Source organism: Streptomyces paromomycinus, assembly GCF_003865155.1.
Lineage (GTDB): Bacteria > Actinomycetota > Actinomycetes > Streptomycetales > Streptomycetaceae > Streptomyces > Streptomyces chrestomyceticus.
Genome location: NZ_BHZD01000001.1, coordinates 8263525 through 8287197 on the forward strand (window position 1 = coordinate 8263525; position 23673 = coordinate 8287197).

At 74.6% G+C, this 23673-nt stretch carries 15 protein-coding genes; 6 read left to right on the forward strand and 9 right to left on the reverse strand.

Translation table 11 applies throughout. The annotated features are described in order from the left end of the window. The first annotated feature begins 14 nt into the window (after positions 1-14). The 3 genes from OEIGOIKO_RS35780 to OEIGOIKO_RS35790 all read left to right on the forward strand — a co-directional run bounded on the left by OEIGOIKO_RS35780 (position 15) and on the right by OEIGOIKO_RS35790 (position 7044). Positions 15-4568 carry a non-ribosomal peptide synthetase gene (locus OEIGOIKO_RS35780; protein ID WP_125057512.1) on the forward strand — a complete coding sequence of 1518 codons (4554 nt, stop codon included), beginning with the start codon at positions 15-17 and terminating at the stop codon, positions 4566-4568. Then, on the forward strand, positions 4565-5371 hold the full coding sequence (locus OEIGOIKO_RS35785) for a thioesterase II family protein (RefSeq protein ID WP_281288421.1): 807 nt from the start codon (positions 4565-4567) through the stop codon (positions 5369-5371). Before OEIGOIKO_RS35780 ends, OEIGOIKO_RS35785 begins: the two co-directional genes overlap by 4 nt. A gap of 77 nt (positions 5372-5448) precedes the next feature. After that, a complete protein-coding gene (locus OEIGOIKO_RS35790) occupies positions 5449-7044 on the forward strand; it encodes a (2,3-dihydroxybenzoyl)adenylate synthase (RefSeq protein ID WP_125057513.1) in 1596 nt (531 codons plus the stop codon). 76 nt (positions 7045-7120) lie between these two features. Here the strand turns inward: OEIGOIKO_RS35790 and OEIGOIKO_RS35795 are convergent, their stop codons facing one another. Further along, positions 7121-7786: a TetR/AcrR family transcriptional regulator gene (locus OEIGOIKO_RS35795; RefSeq protein WP_125057514.1), complete on the reverse strand. Its 666-nt coding sequence runs from the start codon at positions 7784-7786 to the stop codon at positions 7121-7123. 183 nt (positions 7787-7969) lie between these two features. Beyond that, positions 7970-8698, reverse strand: a complete 729-nt coding sequence (locus OEIGOIKO_RS35800) for a TetR/AcrR family transcriptional regulator (RefSeq protein WP_125057515.1) — start codon at positions 8696-8698, stop codon at positions 7970-7972. Between the two features lie 135 nt (positions 8699-8833). Between OEIGOIKO_RS35800 and OEIGOIKO_RS35805 the strand changes: the two genes are divergently transcribed. The 3 genes from OEIGOIKO_RS35805 (at position 8834) to OEIGOIKO_RS35815 (ending at position 14584) form a co-directional block, all read left to right on the forward strand. After that, a complete protein-coding gene (locus OEIGOIKO_RS35805; RefSeq protein WP_125057516.1) occupies positions 8834-10369 on the forward strand; it encodes an MFS transporter in 1536 nt (511 codons plus the stop codon). Between the two features lie 817 nt (positions 10370-11186). Next, positions 11187-12554 carry a salicylate synthase gene (locus tag OEIGOIKO_RS35810; RefSeq protein ID WP_125057517.1) on the forward strand — a complete coding sequence of 456 codons (1368 nt, stop codon included), beginning with the start codon at positions 11187-11189 and terminating at the stop codon, positions 12552-12554. 53 nt (positions 12555-12607) lie between these two features. Further along, the gene (locus tag OEIGOIKO_RS35815) at positions 12608-14584 is read left to right on the forward strand and encodes an AfsR/SARP family transcriptional regulator (RefSeq protein ID WP_125057518.1); all 1977 of its coding nucleotides are present in this window, start codon (positions 12608-12610) and stop codon (positions 14582-14584) included. An 87-nt stretch (positions 14585-14671) separates the two neighbouring features. Here OEIGOIKO_RS35815 and OEIGOIKO_RS35820 read toward each other — a convergent pair whose 3' ends face one another. From OEIGOIKO_RS35820 to OEIGOIKO_RS35850, 7 genes are all read right to left on the reverse strand, one after another. Beyond that, a complete protein-coding gene (locus tag OEIGOIKO_RS35820) occupies positions 14672-15871 on the reverse strand; it encodes a cytochrome P450 family protein (RefSeq protein WP_125057519.1) in 1200 nt (399 codons plus the stop codon). 94 nt (positions 15872-15965) lie between these two features. Further along, positions 15966-16916 carry an alpha/beta fold hydrolase gene (locus tag OEIGOIKO_RS35825; protein ID WP_125057520.1) on the reverse strand — a complete coding sequence of 317 codons (951 nt, stop codon included), beginning with the start codon at positions 16914-16916 and terminating at the stop codon, positions 15966-15968. A 71-nt stretch (positions 16917-16987) separates the two neighbouring features. Then, on the reverse strand, positions 16988-18391 hold the full coding sequence (locus OEIGOIKO_RS35830) for an NAD(P)/FAD-dependent oxidoreductase (protein ID WP_125057521.1): 1404 nt from the start codon (positions 18389-18391) through the stop codon (positions 16988-16990). Between the two features lie 66 nt (positions 18392-18457). After that, the gene (locus tag OEIGOIKO_RS35835) at positions 18458-19765 is read right to left on the reverse strand and encodes an AMP-binding protein (RefSeq protein ID WP_125057522.1); all 1308 of its coding nucleotides are present in this window, start codon (positions 19763-19765) and stop codon (positions 18458-18460) included. Beyond that, the gene (locus OEIGOIKO_RS35840) at positions 19755-20402 is read right to left on the reverse strand and encodes a flavin reductase family protein (RefSeq protein WP_125057523.1); all 648 of its coding nucleotides are present in this window, start codon (positions 20400-20402) and stop codon (positions 19755-19757) included. The genes OEIGOIKO_RS35835 and OEIGOIKO_RS35840 overlap by 11 nt, the downstream gene beginning before the upstream one ends. 1 nt (position 20403) lies before the next feature. Then, the gene (locus OEIGOIKO_RS35845) at positions 20404-21201 is read right to left on the reverse strand and encodes a thioesterase II family protein (protein ID WP_125057524.1); all 798 of its coding nucleotides are present in this window, start codon (positions 21199-21201) and stop codon (positions 20404-20406) included. Next, entirely contained in the window at positions 21198-23663 is a 2466-nt protein-coding gene (locus OEIGOIKO_RS35850) for a type I polyketide synthase (RefSeq protein WP_125057525.1), read from the reverse strand. Before OEIGOIKO_RS35850 ends, OEIGOIKO_RS35845 begins: the two co-directional genes overlap by 4 nt. Positions 23664-23673: the final 10 nt, after the last annotated feature.

The window sequence follows — 23673 nt, forward strand, 5'->3', positions numbered from 1 at the left end:
GAACCGAGGTAGGGATGGCACGCAAGGGCACGTCGACGGACCCGTCCGGCTGTACCGGTACGGCCGCTCCCGCATGGACCCTGGAAGCGCTCCGCGCCGAGGTCGCCGCGCTGCTCGGCGCCGAGCCGGCCGAGGTGGACGACGACGGCGACCTGTTCGCCCTGGGGTTGCAGTCGCTCCAGCTGATGCAGTTCACCAACCGGCTCAACCGCGCGGGCGGGCGGGCCGGGTTCACGGAACTGGCCAGGGACCCACGGGTCGGCTCCTGGTACCGGCTGCTGAGCAGCCGTACGGGGACGGCCGGCGCGCGGCCCGGACCGGCGCGCCCGCCCGCCACGGCTGCGTCCGTCGCCGCGGGGCGGGAGCCGTTCCCGCTCACCCCGGTCCAGCAGGCCTACTGGATCGGCCGGGGCGACGACCGGCCGCTGGGCGGCGTCGGCTGCCACGCCTACCTGGAGATCGACGCGGCGGACGTGCACCCCGGCCGCCTCGAACAAGCCGTACGGGCCCTGACCCGGCGGCACCCGATGCTGCGGGCCCGTATCGACGACGACGGCACCCAGCGCGTCCTGGACGCCTCGCCCTGGCCGGGCCTGACCGTCCACGACCACACGGCCGGGACGCGCGCCGAGGCCGACGGGGCGGTCGCTGACCTGCGTGAGCGGCTGTCCCACCGCAGGCTGCGGGTGGGCGAGGGCGAGGTCTTCGACATCCAGCTGAGCCGTCTGCCGGCCGGCGCGGGCTCCCGCCCCGTCGACCGCATCCACGTCGGCGTCGACCTGCTCGTCGCCGACGTGCACAGCATCCGGCTGCTCCTCGCCGACCTCGCGGAGCTGTACGACGACCCCGACGCGCTGGGGGAGCCGGCTTACGACTTCCCGAGCCACCTCGCCGCACGGGCCACGGCACGCGCGGACGAGCGGGGGCGGGCCAAGGAGTACTGGACCGACCGCCTGGCCGGCCTCCCCGGCGGGCCGCGGCTGCCGCTGGCCACCGACCCCGAGGACGTCGTCCGGCCGCGCTTCGTGCGCCGTACGCACACGCTGGCCCCGCACACCTGGGAGCGGCTGTGCGCGCGAGCGGGCGAGCACGGCGTCACGCCCTCCGTGCTGCTCGCCACCGCCTTCGCCGAGGTGCTCGCCCGGTTCAGCGGTGAGCGGCACTTCCTGCTCAACGTGCCGCTGTTCGACCGTGAGCACGACGCCCACCCCGACCTGGCCCGGATCGTCGCCGACTTCACGAGCCTCGTCCTGCTGGAGATCGACCTGACCCGGGGTACGGGCTTTGCCGGGCGCGCCCGGGCCGTGCAGCAGCGCTTGCACGACGACGTGGGCCACGCCGCCTACACCGGCGTCGACGTGCTGCGCGACATGGCGCGCGCCGACGCCGACCACCCGCGCACCGCGCCGGTGGTATTCGCCTGCAACATCGACGCCCCGCTGGTCCCCGACGCCTTCGCCGACCGCTTCGGCGAGCTGTCCTGGATGGTGTCCCAGACACCGCAGGTCTGGCTGGACCACCAGATCTACCGCACTCGCGACGGCGGCCTGCTGCTCGCCTGGGACGCGGTGGAGGAACTGTTCCCGGCCGGGCTGATGGACGCGCTGACCGCCGCCTGCGCTGCCCTGCTGGACCATCTCGTCACGGCCGACTGGACCGAGGTACCCGACCTTCCGCTGCCCGCAGAGCAACTGCGGCGGCGGCACGAGGTGAACGCCACGCACCGCCCGGAGAGCGGCCGGTCGTTGCACGAGGAGTTCTTCGCCCGCGCCGGGAAGCGGGCGGACGCTCCGGCGGTGCTGTGGGGTGCGGACGGAGTTCTCACCCACGGCGGACTGGCGGAGCGGGCGTTGCGCATCGCCGGTGCCCTCGCCGACCGGGGCATCCGCGACGGCGCCCCCGTGCTCGTCACGGCGCCCAAGGGCCCCGACCAGATCGCCGCCGTCCTGGGCGTGCTGGCGGCGGGCGGGAGTTACGTACCCGTCGGCGTCGACCAGCCCGCCGAGCGGCGCGCGCGGATTCTCGCGGTCAGCGGGGCGCGGCTCGTCCTGGACGGCACCGGGACGCCCGCACCGGCCGAATCCCCGGCCGAAGTGCTCCCGCTGGCCGAGGCGTTACGGTTCCGCCCGCCGGCCGCGCCGGTGCCGGTGGCCCCGGACGACCCCGCGTACACGATCTTCACCTCGGGATCCACCGGCGTCCCCAAGGGCGTCGAGATCAGCCACCGGGCCGCGGTCAACACCGTCGAGGACATCGGCGAACGCTTCGGCATCGGCCCGGCGGACCGCGTACTGGCCGTCTCCGCACTGGACTTCGACCTGTCCGTGTGGGACATCTTCGGGCTGCTCGGCGCGGGCGGCGCGCTCGTGCTGGTGGCCGAGGAGGACCGGCGCGACGCCCAGCGCTGGCTCGACCTGTGCCGTCGGCACGCCGTGACGGTGTGGAACTCGGTGCCCGCCCTCCTCGACATGCTGCTGACCGCGGCCGAGCCCGAGCCGCTTCCGGAGTCCCTGCGCCTTGCGCTGCTCTCGGGCGACTGGATCGGCCTGGACCTGCCGGGGCGGCTGGCCCGGGCCGGTGCCGGCCGGTGCCGGTGCGTCGCGCTCGGTGGTGCCACCGAGGCCGCGATCTGGTCCAACTTCCACGAGGTCGGCGAGCTGCCGCCGCACTGGCGGTCCATCCCGTACGGCACCCCCTTGGGCAACCAGAAGTTCCGGACCGTCGACCCGCAGGGCCGGGACTGCCCGGACTGGGTGCCCGGCGAGCTGTGGATCGGCGGTACGGGAGTGGCGCTCGGCTACCGAGGTGACCCCGCGCTGACGGCGCAACGTTTCCCCACGGTGGCGGGCGAGCGCTGGTACCGCACCGGTGACCTCGGCCGCTACTGGCCCGACGGCACGCTGGAGTTCCTCGGGCGCGCCGACCAGCAGGTGAAGATCAACGGCTTCCGGGTGGAACTGGGTGAGGTCGAGGCGGCGTTGCAGAGCCTCCCCGCCGTGGCCCACGCGGTCGCCGCGGTGGTGGGCGAGCCGCGCAAGGAACTCGCCGTCGCCGTCGTACCGGCGCGGCCGGCGGCCGGGGAGGAGCTGGACGCCGCAGGGAGCACCCACCGGGCCTCTCAAGTGCCGGCCGAGGTGGAGCTGGAACGCACCCTCACCGAAACCGTGCTTGCCGCGCTCTTCGCCGCCCTGGACCCGGGTTTGTCCGACGGCACCGCGGGGCAGCCCGGCCTCCCCGGCACCGGGGACGCGTCGGGCCTGCCCGAGGCGAACCGGCTGCTGCTGGAGGAGATGGCCGGCGAACTGGTCGAGCGCGACGTCCTGGTGCGCACGGCGGGAACGTCCGCACCCGGACGGCGTTGGGCCGAGGTCCGCGACGGGGACCGCGCGGCCGGGCTGCGCGCGCACATCAGCGGCGGCCGGCTGGAGAGCGTGGCCGACGCCTGGGCCCGGGCCATGCCGGTGCTGCTCTCGGTACTGCGCGGCGAGACGTCCGCCACCGTCCTGCTCGACGACCCGGAGCTGTCCCCCGAATCCCTGGCCGACGCCCTGCCCGGAGCCCGCGTCTGCCTGGAGCGGACCGCCCGGGCGCTGCAAGAACTCGCCGAGGAGCGGCCCGCGCCGCTCGCCGTGGCCGAATGGGGCACCGGCAGCGGCCGCACCGCCGTGCGGCTGCTCGACGCACTCAAGCCCGGCACGGCCGACTACCTCCTGCTGGCGGAGTCGGACACCCGGCGTACGGCTGCCGACACGCGGCTGTCAGCGGCGGGCCACCCGGCACGCACGGTGCTCCAGACCACGCCGGGCATACCCGAGGCGCGCCTGAACCGGTTCGACGCGATGGCCGTCAACGACGCACTGCACGGCCTGCCCGACCCGTACGCGGTCGCGGCCGCCCTGCCGCTGCTGCTGGCCCCGGGCGGTCACCTGTTCCTGGTCGCCCGCGCCGCCGTCTCCCCGCTCGGTCTGCCCGCGGGCCGTACCGGCGACCGCCTCGACGCCGGGCAGTGGGCCGGCCTGCTGACCCGCGAGGGCCTCACCGACGTCCGCCGGGCGCACACCGAACCGGACGGCGCCGTGCTGCTCACCGCCCGGCGCTCCCCGGACGCCCCTCGCCTGGACGCCGCCACGCTGCGGGAACAGCTCGCCGAGCGGCTTCCCGCGCACATGATCCCCGGCAGGCTGGTGGGCCTGCCCGAGCTGTCGCTGAACGCCAACGGCAAGGTGGACCGGCGCCGGGTGCAGGAACTGCTCACGTCCGGCGCCGAGCGGCCCGGCGCGAGCTGCGACCCGCCGCGCGGCGCCGTGGAGGAGACCGTGGCGGAGCTCTGGGCCGAGGTGCTGGGCGCGCCCGCCGCCGGGCGCGACGCCAACTTCTTCGTTCAGGGCGGGGACAGTGTCCTGGCGACGCGCCTGGTCACCGGCATCCGCCGTCGGCTCGGTGTGGAACTGCCGATGCGTCAGGTGCTGCGGGCGCCGACGGTGGCCGCCATGGGCGCACTGATCGAGCGTCTGCACCCGGCGGCCGGGGCACCGGCCGCCGAGGAGTACGAGGAAGGTGCGCTGTGAGCGCTGTGCCCTCCGCCGCTGCCCCCCGATCCAGTCTGCGGACCTTCGCCGTACGGGCGCAGTCCCGCGCCCGGCTGGTGTGCTTCCCGCACGCGGGCGGCGGGGCCGGCGCCTACCGGATGTGGGGCTTCGACGCGCCCTGGGACGTCGAGGTCGCCGCGGTGCAGTACCCGGGGCGCGAGGACCGGTTCGCGGAGCCGCCGGTGTCCGTCATGAGCGACCTGGCCGACGCGATCGGGACCGACCTGCTCCGCGAGGCGACGGCCCGGCCCGAACGCGTCACCGTCCTGTTCGGCCACAGCATGGGGGCTTCCGTGGCCTACGAGACGGCCCGCCGGCTGACCGCGGCCGGGCACCCGCCGGCCGCCCTCGTCGTCTCGGGCCAGCCCGCCCCGCACCGCACGCGCGGCGGCGCCCTGCACCGCGCGGGCGACGCCGAACTGCTGGCTGACGTGCAGAGGCTGGGCGGCACATCGGCCGGTGTGCTGGGCCACGACGCTCTGCTGCGGGCGCTGCTGCCGACGATCCGGAGCGACTACCGGCTCATCGAGACCTACCGCCCGCGCCCCGGCCGCCGCCTCGGCGCACCGGTGACCGTGCTGTACGCCGACGACGACCCCGAGGTCGACGCCGCCGAGGCCGCGGCCTGGCGCGAGGTCACCGACGGGCCCTGCGACGTCGGCGTGTTCAGCGGCGGTCACTTCTATCTGGAACAGCAGCGGGAGGCCGTCCTCGCCCGCGTCGTGGCCCGCGTCCGCGCGGCGCTGCCCGCCGCGGGCGCGGCCTGGCCGTCACTGCCCTGACCCCGGCGCCCGCCGTCCACCGCACAGCCCGTCTCACCGTCCGCTTCAGAGAACCGCACAGAAACGGGGGTCCTCCCATGCTCGACGGCTGTACGCCCTGGCCCGAAACCCTGGCCGCGCGGTACCGGGCCGAGGGGTACTGGACCGGCGAACTGCTGGGCCGCCGGTCCGGCGACACCGGCCTGGCCGCCCGGACCGCGGTCGTCACCCCGGACCGCACCCTGACCTACGGCCGGCTCGACCTGGCCGCCGACCGGCTCGCCGCCGGGCTCGGTGCCCTGGGCATCGCCCCGCGGGACCGGATCGTCGTCCAGTTGCCCAACGGCGCCGACCTGGCCGTGGTGTGCCTGGCCCTGTTCCGGCTCGGCGCGCTGCCTGTCTTCGCGCTGCCCGCGCACCGGGCCGCGGAGATCACCCATCTCGTGGAGTCCGCCGAAGCGGTGGCCTACATCTGCGCCGACCGGGACCTGGACTGCGACCACCGGGAGCTGGCCCGGCAGGTCCTGGCCCGTACCGGCTCCCTCAAGCACGTCCTGGTGGCCGGGGACCCCGGCCCGTTCACCGCGCTGGCGGACGCCGACGCGGACCCGGTGGGGCTGCCGCTGCCGGACCCGGAGGACGTGGCGCTGTTCCTGCTCTCCGGGGGCACCTCGGGGCCGCCCAAGCTCATCCCGCGCACCCACGCCGACTACACCTACCAGCTACGGGCCAGTGCGGCGCTGTGCGGCGTCGGCCCGCACAGCCGCTACCTGTGCGCGCTGCCCATGGGCCACAACTTCGCCCTGGCCTGCCCCGGCGTGCTCGGCACGCTGCGGGCCGGCGGCACGGCGGTGCTCGCACCGGCGCCCACTCCGGAGGAGTGCTTCCCGCTCATCGAACGCGCCGGGGTGACCGTCACCTCGCTCGTGCCGCCGCTGGTGCCGCTGTGGCTGGACGCCGCCGAGTGGACCGACAGCGACCTGTCCTCCCTCGCGCTCCTCCAGGTCGGCGGCTCGCGGCTCGACCCGGCCACCGCCGGGCGGGTGGCGGACGGGCTCGGGTGCGCCCTCCAGCAGGTGTACGGCATGGCCGAGGGCCTGCTCAACTTCACCCGGCCCGGCGACCCGGAGGAGGAGGTGCTGCACACCCAGGGGCGCCCGCTGTCGCCTGCGGACGAGGTGCGGGTGGTCCGGGAGGACGGCACGGACGCCGCGCCCGGCGAGGTGGGTGAGCTGTACACCCGGGGCCCGTACACACTACGCGGCTACTACCGGGCCGACGCGCTGAACCGGCTGCGGTTCACCGAGGAGGGCCACTACCGCAGCGGTGACCTCGTGCGCCGTACGGCCGCGGGCAACTTCGAGGTGGTGGGCCGGACGAACGACGTGGTCAACCGCGGCGGGGAGAAGGTGCCCTGCCAGGAGGTGGAGGAGCATCTGCTGGCGGACCCGCGGATCGTCTCCGCCGCGGTCCTGGCGCTGCCGCACCCGCTGATGGGGGAGCAGACCTGCGCCTGTGTGGTGTTCCGGGACGCCGAGGCCGAACTGACGCTACGTCAGGTGCAGGCCGTCCTGCGGGAGCGCGGGGCCGCCGCGTACAAGCTGCCGGACCGCCTCGTCGCGCTGCCGAGGATGCCGCTCACCGGCGTCGGAAAGATCGACAAGCGGGCGCTGCGGGACGGCCTGGCGGACTGAGGGCCGTACGGCACGAAGGGCCCGGGGCGTCCCCGCTCCGGGCCCGTTCCGTGTGCGCGTACGGCGGTGGGACGGGTCAGGTGGCCTGGGCCAGCAGGCCCTCGACGACCGCCTCCAGGCCCCGGCGGTGGGTGTCCCGGACGGTCAGTTCGCTCCAGCGCGGGCCCAGCGAGGTGATGAGGGGGAACTCCCCGGGGTCCAGGCCGGTGATCTGGTCGCGGTGCGGCGGCCGGTCCAGGTGCGCCAGGCGGCGCTCGCGGTTGAAGCGGACGGTCAGTTCACCGGCGGTGTAGTACCAGATGACGCGGTAGGCGTAGACGGCGTCCTCGGGGGTCATGCCGCTCTCGATGGCGGCGTCCAGGATGCTCTCCACGATCCACATCGCCGAGACGGCGAAGAGGTCGTCGGAGGCGAGGACTTCGACGATCCACGGGCAGTCCACCAGGATGTCGTGCAGGACCTGGGCGGCGGCCAGGAGCCGGGCGCGCGGCTCGGCCGGCAGCTCGGGCCGGGGGAACTTCGCGGCGTGCTCCTCCAACAGGAGCAGCAGCAGCTCGTCCTTGTCCCGTACGTAGTGGTACAGGGCCATGGGCGTGCTGGACATCTCCTTGGCGAGACGGCGCATGGAGAGGTTCTCCGCGCCCTCCTCGTCCAGAATGCGCTGGGCGGCGGCCAGGATCGCTTCGCGCGCCAGCCGGGGCGGGCGGCCGGTCCTGCCGGCACGTCGGGTTCGGTGCTGCATCCGTCCATCTTCCGTCACGCCCCGGTCCGCGCGTACGGGGCTCCGCAGCGCGTACGCGGGGACACCACGGCGCCCGGCGCACCGGCCGCGCGGTCGTCCCGCCCGGCCCGTTCACTGTCCCGTACCTGTCTGGGCGGTTTCTGGACGCCTTCCGGGCCGGTGCGGGGGCGTCGGCGGGCGCGGTCAGGAGGGCGCCGGGGGTGGCGGCCCGCTCCGGTCCAGGGTGCGGAAGAACCCGTCGAGCAGGGCTTCGAGGCCGGCCTCGTGCGTGTCGCGCGCGGTGAGCACGGGCCAGCGGTCGGCCAGGGCGGTCAGCCGGGGGTGGGTCTGCGGCTGGAGCGCGGCCATGGCGTGCGACCGGTAGGGCGGGTGGTCGAGGTGGGCGAGGTGCCGCTCCCGGGTGAGGCGGATCAGCAGTTCGCCGCCGGTGTAGTGGGCGACGGCGCGGTAGAGGGCGACGGCCTCCTCCAGGGAGAAGCCGCAGCCGAGCGCCGCCTCCAGGACCGCCTCGGTGACCCACCGGCTGGAAGCGTTCAGCAGCTCCTCGGAGGTCAGGATCTCACCGAGGAACGGGCATTCGGCCAGAACGTCGTAGAGCAGCTGGGCCGCGGCCGTCAGCCGTTCGCGGGGGTCGTCGGGCAGCGTGGGCCGTGGCTGGTGCCGGGCCTTGGTCTCCAGCAGCAGCCGCAGGAGCTGGTCGCGGTCGCGTACGTGGTGGTAGAGCGCCATCGGCGTGATGGACAGCTCCCGCGCCAGCCGCCGCATCGAGAGGCTGCCGTCGCCTTCGGTGTCCACGATCCGCTGGGCCGCCTCGACGATCGCCGGCTGGGACAGCCGGGAGGGGCGTCCGACCTTCTTCCGGGCCGTGGTGACCGGCTTCCGGGCCGTGCCGACCGGTTCGTCCGACCGCATCAGTACCCGCCTTCCGTACGTGTCCCGCGGCCGGGGCACAGTGCCTCCGGCCGGTACCGGGTGACAACCCAGCGGGTCCCGGCTAGAGTTATCTTACGCGTATTGAATACAAGTAAGAAAACTCTGGAGGGGCGGATGTCCGAAACGGCCTTGAACAGGGGACAGGCGTTGGTGGCCGTCGCCCTCGCCCAGTTCATGGTGACCCTCGACATGACGGTCGTGAACGTGGCGTTACCCGACATGGGAGCCGGTCTGGGCTTCGACCCCGCCCAGCTTCCCTGGGTGGTCAACATCTACGCCCTGTTCTTCGGCGGCTTCCTGCTCCTGGGGGGCCGGGCGGCGGACCTGTTCGGTCAGCGGCGCGTGCTGCTGTGGGGAACCTGGTCCTTCGCGATCGCCTCGCTCGCGGGCGGGCTGGCCCAGGAGCCGTGGCACATGATCGCCGCCCGTGCGGTCCAGGGCGTGGGCGCCGCGGTGATGGCGCCGTCCGCGCTGGCCGTCCTCACCCTCACCCAGCGCGAGGGCGAGGAGCGCACCAAGGCGCTCGGCGTGTACGCGGCCGTCGCGGCGGTCGGCGGTGGCGCCGGTGTGCTGGTCGGCGGTCTGCTCACCGAGTACGCCGGCTGGCGCTGGGTGATGCTGGTGAACCTGCCGATGGCGCTCGCGGTCGTCCTGCTGGCCCTGCACAGCGTCCCGGCCGGCACCTTCGGCAACCGCCGGGGCAAGCTCGACGTGCTCGGCGCCATCCTCGCCACGGGCGGTGTGGGCCTGCTGATCCTCGGCATGGTGCGCACCGAGGAACTGTCGTGGACGTCGCCCACCACCGTCGTCACGCTGGCGGCGGCCGTCGTCCTGCTCGTCGCCTTCGTGCTGTGGGAGAAGTACGGCCCGATGACCGACCCGCTGATCCGGCTCGGACTGCTGGCCAAGCGCAACGTCGCCGGTGCCAACCTGTACATGGCCCTGCTGGCGGCCGGACAGCTCGCGGTGTTCTACTTCCTGTCGCTGTATCTCCAGCGCATCCTGAAGCTGGGTCCGGCCGAGGCGGGCGCCGCCTTCCTGCCCCTGTGCCTGACCGCGATGGTCGCGATCCAGGTCACCACCCGGGTCCTGCGCCGGCAACTGGCCGGAATCAAGACCCTGTTGATCCCGGCCGGTCTGATCGCCGCCGCCGGGTTCGCCTGGAGCGGCATGGCCGACGCCTCGGGCAGCTACCTGGGTGACGTGCTCGTGCCGTCCCTGCTGGCGGGTCTCGGAGTGGGTATCGCCTTCGTGCCGCTGACGGCCGCCGCCACCGTCGGGCTGCCGCCGCAGGAGGCCGGTACGGCCTCGGCCCTGCTGAACGCCTCGCGGCAGGTCGGCAGCGCGCTCGGCCTCGCGGTGCTGGTGACCGCGGCGACCACACGCACCGACAGCCGCCTGGCCGCCGGTGTCTCCCCGGACCAGGCGGCGGTCGACGGGTACTCCCTCGGCTTCGTGCTGGCGGGCGGGTTCCTGGTGCTGGCGGTCCTGGTGGCGGTCTTCGTGCTCCCGCGCCGTCCCCGGCCGGCTGCCGCGCCGGCCGCGGCGGCACCGCAGCCCGGTGCCGGGACTCCGGCCGATGCCGGTGACACCGGTGCCGGTGCCCCGGCTCCGGACGTCGCGGCCGGCGGGATCACCCCGAAGGGGTGAGCGGGTGTCGGCTCCGGCAAGCGCCCCGCGCGCCGGAGCCGATGGACGCGGTGGCGGGGGTTCGAATCCCCCGTGCGGCCTCCGCCACCGCGCGTTCATCCGGAACGCCATGAGTTTTCGGGCGTCTGTCGAGTTGGCCGGAAGACTTTGCAACAAGGTGCCGACGGCACGCAAGAACAGCCGCCGGGATTCCCGGCAGATCGATTAACGCTAAACATCTTCGCGGGGTGCACCCGCCAGAACGGAGAGTGAGGGGCGCTTTACGCTCGGCAATTCTTTCGAAGCCTTCCCCTGTACTTATTGCTGCCGTCACATTCACTGGGTAGATTGAGCCTCGGTCACTCGGCCTGACATTTCAGGCCGATACGCGCATCTTCAAATCCGAGGTTTGCGATGTTGCCAGTGCGTGCACCACGAGGGATGCCCGACCCCAGGTCAGACGGTCGGTCGTGGCAGGTGTCCGTGTGATGGCCCGTATCTCAAGGGCTTTACCGGAATTGCGTATTCCGGATTACTGATGCCTATTGTCAGCAGCCTTCGGCTGCTTTCCCGCAGGGAGTCGTCTCCCTGCGTCGCCCTCTTTGTGCCGCGCATTTGCCTGTAGGTGGCCGCTGCGTCATTCCTTTGCTGTGCGCGCTTTTTGCAGGTGGGATCACGCAGTTCTACGCCTGCTGGCCGCGGTTCGGTGCTGCCGTCCGCGGCATTCTCGGCAGCGTTCCTCCTCGGCCCGCATCCGCTTTTTCGATCAAGCGAAATCGGCCGAAACTCATGGGTTGCCGTCCCGTGCGGTCGCCCCTGCCTCAGAGGGATGAGAAAAATGATCCATTACCGAACCGCCGTGACGGAAACCGGCCACGAACCGCTGGACACCGCGGTGGCTCTCGCGGAGTCCGGACTGTTCGGCACCTACGTGGTCCACGAGAACGCCGCCGGGTGGTGCGTCGCCGGCGGCATCGTCGCGGAGGTCGTCGTCACCGCCGACAGCGTCCGATGTACCTGGCAGGGCAGCACGACCGAGGAGCCCTGGTACGGCGACCCGCTCGCCAAGGTGCAGCAGTTCCTGGACACGCTGCCGGTCGCCGGCTGGGCCGCGTACGGCTGGTGCGCCTTCGAACTCGCCTACGCCGTCGCGGGAATGCCCCTGGCCGGTGGTGTCCTGCTGCACCTGGTGGTGCCCGAGACCGAAGTCGTGCTGGACGGCGGCCGGGCCCTGCTGCGCAGCATCCACAGCGGCACGCTGTCCGCCGTGGAGAACGTCATCGCCCGCGCCGAGGCCCCGGCCCGCCCGGCCCGCCGGACCGTCGAAGTCGATCTCGACGCTAACGCCGGCGCCTACCGGGGCGCCGTGACGTCCGTCGTGAGCGACATCCGCGCGGGCGCTCTGCACAAGGCGGTGCTCTCCCGCGTCGTCCCCGTCGACGCCGAACTCGACTTCCCCGCGAGCTACGCGGCCGGCCGCAGGGCCAACACCCCGGCCCGGTCCTTCCTGCTGCGCATGGGGGACCTGCAGTGCTTCGGCTTCAGCCCGGAGACGGTGGTGGAGGTGGACGCCACGGGCCGGGTCGCCAGCCAGCCGCTGGCCGGCACCCGCGCGCTGACCGGGGACGCCGCCACCGACCGCCGGCTGCGCGAGGACCTGCTCGCCGACCCCAAGGAACTGCACGAGCACGCCATCTCGGTGAAGGTGGCGGTGGACGAACTCGCCGGCCCCTGCAAGCCCGACACCGTGGTGGTCGAGGAGTACATGACGGTCAAGGAACGCGGCTCGGTCCAGCACCTGGCGTCCCGGGTGGTGGGGCGGATGCCCGAGGGGGCCGGCCCCTGGGACGCGTTCGCCGCCGTCTTCCCCGCCGTCACCGCCTCCGGAGTGCCCAAGCGTCCCGCGTACGAGGCCATCCGGCAGTACGAGCCGGAGCCGCGCGGGCCGTACGCGGGCACCGTCATGAGAGTGACGCAGGACGGCGGCATGGATGCCGCCCTGGTCCTGCGCAGCGTCTACGCACAAGGCGGCCGGACCTGGCTGCGGGCCGGCGCGGGGGTCGTCGAACACTCCCAGCCGGAGCGCGAACTGGAGGAGACCAGGGAGAAGCTGCGGTGTGTGGCCCACACGCTCGTGGCGCGCGCGGAGAGCCCCGCGGAGCCGCTGCGGCTGGCCGCCGCGGCGGACGGACGGTCGCACTGCTGAACGGCCTTGGCGGCAGAGACAGGCAAGACGCAACTTCAGGAGGCGACTGACCCATGTCGAGTACGGGGGAGACCCTGCGAATCCAGCTCCTGGGGCCGATAAGGGCCTGGCGGCACGGCAGGGAGCTGCACACCGGACCGCCCAAACAACGCGCCGTGCTGGGCCTGCTGGCCAGCCGCGCGGGCGAAGTCGTGTGCGTGGAGCACATCATCGACGCCGTCTGGGGCACCGACACCCCGCAGAGCGCCGCCAACGGCGTGCACACCTACGTGGCCGGTCTGCGCCGCGTCCTCGACCCGGGACGGGGCAGGAGGGGCACCAGCTCGGTCCTGACCTCGGCCGCCGGCGGCTACTGTCTGAGCGTGGCCGCCGAGGACGTGGACGCCACCCTCTTCACCCGCTGTCACACCGCCGCCCGCCGGGCGGACGCCGAAGGCGACACGGCGAAGGCCCTGACGCTGTACGCGGACGCCCTGGCACGGTGGCGCGGCGCCGCCTACTCCGGAGTCCCCGGACCGTTCGCCGCCATGGAACGCACCCGCCTGCACGACCTCCGGCTCACGGCCGTCGAGGAGTGGGCCGCGGGCATGCTGGCCGGCGGACGGTACGCGGAGGCGGTCGCCGAGCTGTCCGCCGCCGTGGCCGAGGAACCGCTGCGGGAACGGCTGCGCTGGCTGCTGATGCTCGCCCTGTACCGCAGCGACCGGCAGGCCCACGCGCTGTCGGTGTACACCGAGACCCGGCGGCTGCTCAACCGGGAGCTGGGCATCGAGCCCAGCCCCGAGCTGCGCAGCCTGCACCAGCAGATCCTCACCGGGCGGACGGCACCCGCCGAGGGCCGCCCGGCCCCCGAAACACCGTCCGCCGACACCGATACCGCTGTGACGGCGCCTCCCCGGCCCGCCCAGCTGCCCGCGCTGGCCCGGGGGTTCGTCGGCCGCACCACGGAACTGGCCCGGATGGAGCACCTGCTGGACGAGACGTGCGACCAGCAGGGCGCCACCACACCCGTCGTCGTCGCGGACGGGGCGGCCGGTGTCGGCAAGACGGCGTTCGTGCTGCGCCTGGCACACCGGCTGCTGGACCGTTTCCCGGACGGCCAGCTCTACGTCGACCTGTGCGGCACCAGCCTGCGCGCCCGGCCGCTGAGCGCCGCGGACGCCCTGGGGCAGTTGCTGCACGGCCTCGGCGTCGACAGCAGCCACATCCCGGCCGACCTGGCCGGACGGGCCTCCCTCTACCGCAGCCTGCTGCACGGCCGGCGCATGCTGGTGGTGCTCGACGACGTCCTCAACGCCGACCAGTTACGTCCGCTCATCCCCCGCGGCCCGTCCTGCCTGCTGGCGACGAGCCGGCAACGGCTGACCGGCCTGGCGGTGCGCGACGGCGCGCACCTGGTCCGCCTCCGGGCGCTGGACGAAGCGGATTCGGTGCGGCTGCTGGCCGACCTCAGCGGCGGCCGGCTGCACGGCCACGACCCGGTCGCCCGGCGGCTGGTGCGGCTGTGCGGCGGACTGCCGCTGGCCCTGCGCATCGCCGCCGAACAGCTGGCCGCGAGCCCGGACGTGTCACCGGCCTCGCTGGCCGAGCAGTACGGCGCCGAGCGCGGCCGGCTCGACCGCCTCGCCGTGGAGGACGACGCCGCCGCCAGCGTACGCACCGTCTTCGAGACGTCGTACCTGGCGCTGCCCGCCGAAGCCGCACGGATGTTCCGCTACCTGGGCCTGTACCGGGGCGGCACGATCACGGTCGGCTGCGCCGCGGCGCTCGCCGGCACCGGCCGGGACACCGCCCGCCGGCTGCTGGACCTGCTGGTCGACAGCCACCTGCTGGAGGAGGTGCACCGGCAGACGTACCGGTTCCACGACCTGATCCGGATCTTCGCCGCGGAGTGCGCCGAGCGGGAGTCGCAGCCGTTACGCGAGGCGGCCCTGACCCGGGTGCTGGAGGCGGAGCAGTGGGTGTCCGGGCCGCTGACGGAGCCGGCCGCCGGCCGGGACACCGCCTGGGCCGGCGCCGCCCCCGCGTGACCGGGGGCCGGCCGCGCCGCGGGGAGCCCTCCCCGCGGCCCCGGCCGTGCCCGGCCCGGACCGCGCCCGGCCCGGACCGCCGGTGCCTCAGGCGGCGCCGAAGCGGACCGGCAGGTGGTGCGGCCCCCGGACCAGGATGCCGTGCCGCCACGGCACCTGGTGCGGGTCCGCGTCCAGCTCCAGCCGCGGACAGCGCTCCAGGAGGCTGCGGATCGCGATCCGGGCCTCCATCCGGGCCAGCGGCGCGCCCAGGCAGTGGTGGACGCCGTGGCCGAAGGCGACGTGGCCGGCGGTGGGGCGGCGGATGTCGAAGCGGTCCGGGTCGGCGAAGCGCGCCCCGTCCCGGTTGGCGGCGTTGAGGTCCACCATCACCGCCTCCCCGCGCTCGATGCGGCGGCCGCCCATCTCCAGGGGCTCGACGGCGAAGCGGAACGTCGCGCTCTCGACTGCCCCGTCGTAGCGCAGCATCTCCTCCACCGCGCCCTCCAGCAGTGCGAAGTCGGCACGCAGATCCGCCAGTTGGTCCGGGTTCTCCAGCAGCGCGCAGACACCGTTGCCGATGAGGTTGGTGGTGGTCTCGTGTCCCGCCACGATCACCAGGAAGACGGTGCCCATCAGCTCGTCCAGCGAGAGGCGGTCACCTTCCTCGTCGACGGTGCGGATGAGGGCGCTGAGCAGGTCCTCGCCGGGCCGGCTGCGCTTCTCCTCGACCAGGGCGGCGATGAACTTCGCGGCGTCGGCGGCCGCCGCGCGCCGTACCGCCGGGTCCGGTGCGGAGATCGCCGCGTCGGCCCAGCGGCGTACCTCCGCCTGGTCCAGGAACGGCACGCCCATCAGCTCGCAGATGACCGAGATGGGCAGCGGGAACGAGAACGAGTCCACCAGGTCGGCCCGGCCGTCCGGCGCGGCGAGCATCTTGTCCAGCAACTCGTCCGTGATCTCCTGCACGCGGGGGCGCAGTGCCTCGATGCGCCGCGGGGTGAACTCCCGCGCCACCAGCTTGCGCAGCCGGGTGTGCTGCGGCGGGTCGGAGTTCATCATGTGGCTGCCCGAGGGACTGCTGATCGGGAAGTCCGCCGCGGCGTTCTTCCACTGCTTGGACAGCCGGGGGTCGGTGAGCGCGGCGCGGGCCTCGGCGTGGCCCACGACGAGCCAGACCTCGGCGCCCTCGGGCATCCACACCCGGTGCACCGGGCCTTGGGCCCGCAGCCGTTCGTAGGTCGGGTAGGGGTCCCGGGCGAAGTCGTCGCCGAGCGCGGCGAGGTCGAGAGGGGCTTCGGTGGCCAAGGTGTCTCCTCGATAGGGGCCGGAGGCCGAGCGGCAGAAGTGTCTGAGGCCGGGCGTCGGGGGCCTGAGGTGCAGGCGACAGGGATGCCGGCCGTCAGGCGAGGGAGCGGAGGAAGCCGAGCAGCGCGGTGTTCACGGCTTCGGGGCGCTCCTGCTGGACCCAGTGGCCCGCACCCCGGACGACCACCGGGGCGCGGTGGTGCGGGGCCGGGCCGGACAGCGCGGGCACGATTCCGTCGTCGCCGGGGAAGGCCCGGTCGCGGTCGCCCACCACGTACAGGGCCGGTACCTCGATGCGGGCGCCTTCCCACGCGGCGGTGAGTTCCCAGTTGCGGTCGAGGTTGCGGTACCAGTTGAGGCCCCCGGTGAAGCCGGAGCGGCCGAACGCGGCCACGTACGCGGCGATGTCCTCCTCGGTCAGCCAGCCGGGCAGCGGGTCGGGGTCGGCCGCGAGGTCCAGGAAACCGCCGCCCGGCGGCACCAGGGGCGGGGCCGGGGGCTGCGGGCGGTCGCCGGAGGCACCGTAGAGCAGACGCCGGAACGTGCGGTCCAGGTCCTTGCCGAACTCGGCCTCCGCGACGCCGGGTTCCTCGAAGTAGTTCCAGTAGAACCGGCCGCCCGTCTTCTCCCGCGTACTGAGCAGCGGGGGCACCGGGCCGCGGGGCATCGGCAGGATGCTCAGCCCGGCCACCGCGCGCACCACGTCCGGCCGCAGCAGCGCGCTCTGCCAGGCGACCAGGGCTCCCCAGTCGTGCCCGACCACGACCGCCCGCTCTTCGCCCAGCGCCTTGATCAGTCCGACCACGTCACCGGCCAGGTGCAGGACGGAGTACGCCTCCGGAGCCGCCGGGCGGTCACTGTCGCCGTAGCCGCGCTGGTCGGGCGCGACGACCCGGAACCCGGCCGCGGCCAGGGGGCTCAGCTGGTGGCGCCAGGCGTACCAGAACTCCGGAAAGCCGTGCAGCAGCAGGACGAGGGGGCCTTCTCCCTCCTCGGCCAGATGCAGCCGGAGACCGTTGACTTCGACCGTGCGGTGCTGGGGCATGTCGCTCCCTTCCAGGGGTGGGGTGTGCCGTCGGGCGCGGGCTGGGCCGGGTCGTGTCCGACGGAGGGTGTTCAGGCGTCCCGAGGGGCCAGCGGGTCGGCGGGGCCGGGGTGCCCCGTGGCCCGGCGGCCGCGACCGAGCAGCGCCGGGACCAGCACTCGGGGTGCGGCCAGCGATGTCGCCGGCCGGGCCAGGGCGATGACGTCGACCAGCGAGCGCGCCACGGCCGGGTCGGTGGTGGCGGCGCGCGTGACGCGGTCGGCGTACGCGTTCTGTGCCCGGGCCGCCGCCGAGAGGCGGGGGCCGATCACGGAGGGGTGGCGCAGGTCGTCGCCGACGGAGAGCTGCCAGGCGGTCTCGGCGGCCCGGGTGACCGCGCGCTGGACGCGCCCTGCGACGCCGGGGATGTTGCCGTACCGGCGCAGCAGGTCCCGCAGCGCCGCCACGCCGAACGCCGCCACCGTCATGCCGTGCGCGTGCGAAGGGTTCAGGACGCAGGCGGCGTCGCCCAGCGCGACGAACCCGTCCGGGTGCCGGGGGAGGCGGTCGAAGCGCAGCCGCCGGTTGACCAGGCGGCGGAAGCCGCGGCTCGGCCCCAGCGGAGCCGCGTCGGCCAGCAGCTCGGCCAGGGCCGGGTGGGGCAGCCGCTTGGTGAAGTCGAGGAACGCGTCGTCGTCCGCCGGGGGTTCGGAGCCGCGCATGCCGATCACCGTTGCCGACCAGCGGCCGTCCTCCAGGGGCAGCAGCACGCCGCCGGTGGCGTCCCCGGTGACGTTGGCGATCATGACGATGCCCGGCGTACGGCGATGCTGCTCGGGTGACGGGCGGAACAGCCGGGTGGCGTAGGCGGTGCCCGCGTCGATCACCTCGTCGGGGACCGCCGGCAGTCCGATCCCCGCCAGCCAGGTCTCGACGTGCGAGGAGCGGCCGGTGGCCGCCACCACGAGGCTCGCCCCGACCGTCGTGGACCGGCCCGTACCGCGCTCGCGCACCCGGGCGCCCGTCACCCGCTCCGCATCGCCGACCAGGCCCTCCACCTCGGTGTGCGGCAGCAGGCGCACCCTCGGGTTCCGCAGGACCTCGCGGCGTACCACCCAGTCGAGCAGGTCGCGCCCGCAGGACACCACGAACTCCTCGTGCCACACCCGGGGCAGCCAGCCGAACTTGGTCAGGAAGGCCACGTCGCCGGGCGCGCCCAGCAGATGGGCGCCCGCCTCGGCCCAGGCCGCCAGGGTGCCGGGCAGCAGCTCTTCGACCGTACGGGCACCGGCGCCCATCAGCAGGTGCGACTGGCGCGCCTGGGGCAGCCCCTTGCGGGGTTCGGGACCGTCGGGCGGGACGTCGCGCTCCACGACGGTCACGGAGTCCATGTACTGGGCCAGGACCTGTGCCGTCAGCATGCCGGCGAACCCGCCGCCGAGGACGAGGCCGTGCTGACCGACTGTGTCTGAACCCCGGCCGGGCCGTGTCGGCATGCCGGTCTCCTCTCTGGGGGCGGTACCTGCTTCGCGAAGGGCTCGGGTGGTGCGTGGCGGTACGGGTCAGCGGGGCGGGGCGGGCCGGTCGGCGGTGTCGTTCCGGCCGGTGGCGCCGGCCGGAGCGGCCGTGCCGGCCAGCTCCAGCCGGCCGTCCGCGCGCCGCAGGACCGGCGTCCCGGACCGCAGCAGTGCCGGGTGGCCCGGCAGCCCCGGGTGGCCCGTGGGCGACGTCCCACGGCCGAGCTGGTGGATCGTGTCGAAGGGCAGCGCCGCGCCCTTGGCGCACAGTTCGCCCGAGCGCCGGGCGGGCACCGCACGGTGGTTCCCGTCCAGCACCCGAATGCGTACGTCCGGCGCCGCGCGGCCGATCACCCGCTCGTCCAGGGTGTCTTCCGGGGACGTGATGTCCCGTACGGTCCAGGGGAAGGCACCGCCTCCCGGGGCGAACTCCGCCCGCAACGGCGTCCCGGGCAGCGCCGCGAAGTGCCGGGCGGCCAGTTCTCCGGGCACGGCGCCGCCGAGGAGCTGCACGAGCCGGGGCCGCATGGGCAGATCCGCCACCAGCCCGGCGTACGCGTCGGGGCTCGACACCATGACGCCCGCCCGGACGGAGACGGGCACCGGAGCCCCGGGAGCGGGCAGCGCGTACAGCGTGCCGCCGCAGGCGACCGCCCACCACAGGGCGGACAGCGCGTGCGGCGTGCCCGGCGGCCCGCTCACCGACACCTGGCGCACCGGCACCCCGGCCGCGCGGCTCCGCCCCGTGAGGGCGAGCCGCCAGGCGACGTGGTCCGCCAGTTGACCGGTGACGGAACGGCCTGTGCCGGACACCAGGAGGTGGGCGGCCTCGTGGGGCGCGGAGCGGGGCAGGGCCCGCTCCAGGCGGCGGGCCGCCGTCAGCCGCAGGGTCCGCGGGTCGTCGAGGACCAGGACCGGCCGGTAACGCCACCGGTCCCGGGTGGCGGCGCTGCACACGACGGCCGACGCGCCGGTGAGCGCGGCCACCGCCGTGAGCCGGTGCTCGTCCGTGCCGGGCGGCACGGGCACGCACACGCCGCCCGCCTTGAGCACCGCGAGCTGCGCCACCAGGGACTGCCGGTGGTCGTCGCAGTGCACGATCACCGGGTCGCCGAGCTGTACGCCGCCGCGCACGAGCAGGGAGCCGAGCAGGCCCGCCTGTGCGTCGGCCCGGCCGTAGGTGAGGGGGCCGCGCGCGTCCTGCACGGCGACCGCGCCGGGGCGGCGCAGCGCGGTCACGGCGAAAGCGCCGTCCAGGGTCGTCCGGCCGGCGGTCCGGGGCACCGTGGTGCCCGGCTGCGGCCGGACGGTTGTCGCAAGGCCGCGTTCGGCCACCATCTGATCAGCGGTCACTGTGCTTCCTCGGGGTCGGGGCCGAGCTCAGCTTCGCCGGACGCTCTGGCGAAATTCTTGACGGCACCGAGGACGCCGCCGGGGACGCCACCCGGGACGGCGCCCGGGACGGCACCGGGGCGGGCTCCGGCCAGGAGGCGTAGGAGCGCAGCCCGTACAGCAGCGGCCGCTGGAGCCGGATCGGGGTGACCACGTCGACCTTGCCGAGCACCACCGTGTGGTCGCCGACCACCTGGGTGCTGAGCACGGAGCAGTCGGCGATGGTGTGCGACGCGTACGTCAGGTGCGGCCCGGCCGCGCCGGCCGGGGCGCGCCAGACCACCCGCTCGAAGCGGTCCGGGGCGCCGGAGGCGAACAGTTCGGCCGTCGGCCGGGCCTGCGCGTGCAGCAGGTTCACGGCGAACTGGCCGCTGTCGCTCACCGCCTCCAGCGTGGGGCTGCCGCAGCGGAGGCAGACCAGCAGCACCGGCGGGTCGAGCGAGACGCTGCACAGCGAGGTGCAGGTCATGCCCCAGTTGGCGCCGTCGCGGGCCGACGTGGTGATGATGGAGACCCCGGTGGGGAAGGCCGCCATGAGAGTGCGCAGGTCGGCGGGCGGGCCGTCGTCGCCCGTGAGGCCGGCCGGTTCGGTCGTCATGTCATGCCCTCTCGTAGGTGACGGCGGTTTCCGGGACGGCGGACGGCGGTGCCGGTACGTGCGTGCGCACCTCGTCGGCCAGCACGGCGGCGAACTCCTCGAACCCGTCCGCGAACAGTCCGAAGTGACCGCCGGGCAGCGTGCGCTGTCCGTACCGGCCGGTGGTCTGCCGCGCCCAGGCGGTGAGGGCCGCCGGGGGAGCGAGCGGATCGGCCGCCCCGCCGAAGGCGGTCAGGGGCGTGGTCAGCGGCCGCCGGGACACGTCGGCGCGGTAGCCGTCCAGCGCCCACAGGTCGTTGCGGATGAGACGCAGGAACCGGCGGCGGACAGCGGGATACGCGTCCAGTCGTGCCGGCAGACCGCCCACCCGGGCCAGGGCGCGGCTCAGTTCCTCGTCCGTGCCGCGCGGGTCGAGCCAGGGCACCGGCACCCGGCCGCCCGGCGCGACGCGTCCCGAGACACCGAGCCAGGCGACCGGGACGCCCCGCTCCCGCAGGGCGTGGGCGGTCTCGAAGGCCGCCACCGCGCCCAGGCTGTGGCCGAACAGCGCGAGCGGTGTGCCGTCGGCCCACGGCAGCAGGTCCTCCGCCAGCTCCTTGACGGCGCCGGGAAGGTCCCACGGCAGAGGCGCGGCCTCGCCGGTCGCCCGCTCCGGGAGGTCGGCGAGCAGGACGTCCCAGTCCGCCGGGAGTTTCCGGCCGAGGGGGTGGTACGCGGCGGCCGAACCCCCGGCGTGGTGGAACACCGCCAGCCGTACGGCGGGGCCGGCCGGGCGCCGGGGCCGGACGAAGGGGCTCATGCGCCGACCGCCTGCACGGGCCCGGCCGCGGCGGTGGCGTCGGCGGACGCGGCGATGTCGTCGGCGAGCCGGCCGCACAGCTCGTCGAGCGGCAGGTCGAGCGGCAGGTCGGCGGGCGACAGACTCACCCGGTAGTTCTCCTCGACCTGGGTGATGAACACCGTCGCCGTGAAGGAGTCACCGCCGGCGTCCAGGAAGGACGTCCCGGCGTCCGAGGGGTCCGGGGTCTGGAGGACGTCGGTGAGCAGCGTCTGGAGGTACGTGTGGACGGCTGCCCGGTCGTGCGGCTCCGGCAGGCCGTCGCGGGAGGCGGCCGGGCCGCCCTCCGAGGCCCCGCCGCGCACGCCTGTCAGCGGTTCGTCCACCCAGTACCGCCGGTGCTGGAAGGGATAGGTGGGGAGATCGCCGAGCAGCCGTGCCGACGGCCCGCACAGGGCGTCGAAGCGCAGGTCGGCACCCGCGGTGAAGAGGGCGGCCAGCGCCTGGAGGAACCGGGCGGGCGCCTCGGCCGTGTCGGAGACCAGCAGCGGGTACGACACGTCGCCCTCGGCGCCCCAGTGCACCGAGGCCAGGGCTCCCGGCGCGGCCGAGCCGGTCGCGGGGCCGGCGCGCAGCCCGAGCCGGGCGAGCAGCCGGCACAGCAGGGCCGTGGGGTCTTCCGCCGCCCGCTCCCCGCCGTCGGCCAGTTGCGGGAAGGCGGCGGTCAGCGCGGCGAGCGCCCGGGCCAGGCCCTCGGCGTCGTCCGCCACCCGCACCGCGACCGAGCGGACCGCTTCGCCCGCCCCGGCCGGCTCCGGGACGGCGCGCTCCGCCCGTTCGAGCGCCTCGGCGAGTCCGGCCGCGCTCGTGCCGACCACCGCCAGGCGCCGGGCGAAGGCGACGCGTCCGCTGCGCAGCGTGTGGCACAGCGAGGGCAGTTCCGCCTCCGGTGTGTGCCGCAGGCGGTCCCGCAGCCGCTCGGCGAGTACGGCGAGCGCCCGCTCGTCCCGGGCCGACACGGTCAGCAGCTCCGCCCCGCCGACCGGCGGTACGGCGGGACCCTCGGCCGCCCGGTGGTCGTGCGCCTCGATCACCACGTGCACGTTGGTGCCGCTCATGCCGAACGAGTTGACCCCCGCCACCCTGCGGGGCAGCTCCGCAGGCCACGGGGCGCCCCGCGACGGCACCCGCAACGGCAGGTCCTGCCAGGGGATGTGGGGGTTCAGCTCGCCGTCGGACGCGTCGCGTGCGGCCGGGATCTCCCCGTGGTGCAGCATGAGGACGGTCTTGATGACCGCGGCGATTCCCGAGGCGGCCTCCAGGTGGCCCAGCCGGGACTTGACGCTGCCCAGCCCGAGCGGGACACCCCGTGCGCGCACCGCCTCGCCCAGCACACCGGTCAGTGCCCCGATCTCGATCGGATCGCCCAGGACGGTCCCGGTGCCGTGCGCCTCGACCCAGCCCAGTTCCCCCGGGCCGATCCGGGCGTCGTCCAGCGCGGCCCGGATCACCTCCTGCTGCGCGCTGCCGTTGGGCGCCGTCAGCGCGGACGCGGCACCGTCGTGGTTGACGGCCGTACCGCGGATCACGGCCAGCACCGGCCGCCGCTCGCGCAGCGCGTCGTCCAGCCGCATCAGGGTGATCGCGCCCACGCCCTCGCCGCGCCCGTAACCGTCGGCCGAGGCGAGGAACGACTTGGAACGGCCCTCGGGGGACAGGGCCCGCGTCTGGCACAGCGACACCATCAAGTTGGCCGACAGCAGCAGGTTGGAGCCGCACGCCAGGGCGTACCTGCACTCACCGGCGCGCAGCCCGCGCACCGCCAGGTGCAGGGCGGACAGGGAGGAGGAACAGGCGGTGTCCATGCTGACGACGGGCCCTGAGAAGCCCATCACGAACGCGATCCGGCCGGCGCCGAAGCACAGACCGCCACCGGTCGTGTAGTAGGGATCGATGCGCGTGGTGTCCGCGCGGTCCTCCATGCGCTCGGTGTACTCGGACGCCATCATGCCGAGGTACACGCCGACGTTCAGACGGTCGGAGCGGCGCACCGCGATGCCCGCGCGCTCCAGCGCCTCCCAGGACGTCTCCAGCAGCAGGCGCTGCTGCGGGTCCAGCAGCCGCGCCTCGCGGGTGGAGATGCCGAAGAACTCGGCGTCGAAGCCCGCGATGTCCGACAGGAACCCGGCCCGGTCGACGTACGAGCGGCCCGGCCTGCCCGGCGTCGGGTCGTACACGGCGCGCAGCCCCGGCCGTTCCTCGGGCAGCCCGGAGAGGGCCGTGCCCTCGGAGTTCAGGAAGTCCCAGTACGCCGAGGGCGAGTCGAGATCGCCGTCGGGCCTGCCGGAAGGCAGCCGCAGGCCCATGCCGACCACGGCGACGGGCGCGTGGCGCTCCTCCTCCAGCTCGCTGATGCGGGCGCGCAGCCGACGGGAGAGTGTGAGCTGGTCCGCCATCAGTGCGCGGATCTGTGCGGGGTCCATGGCGTCCGGC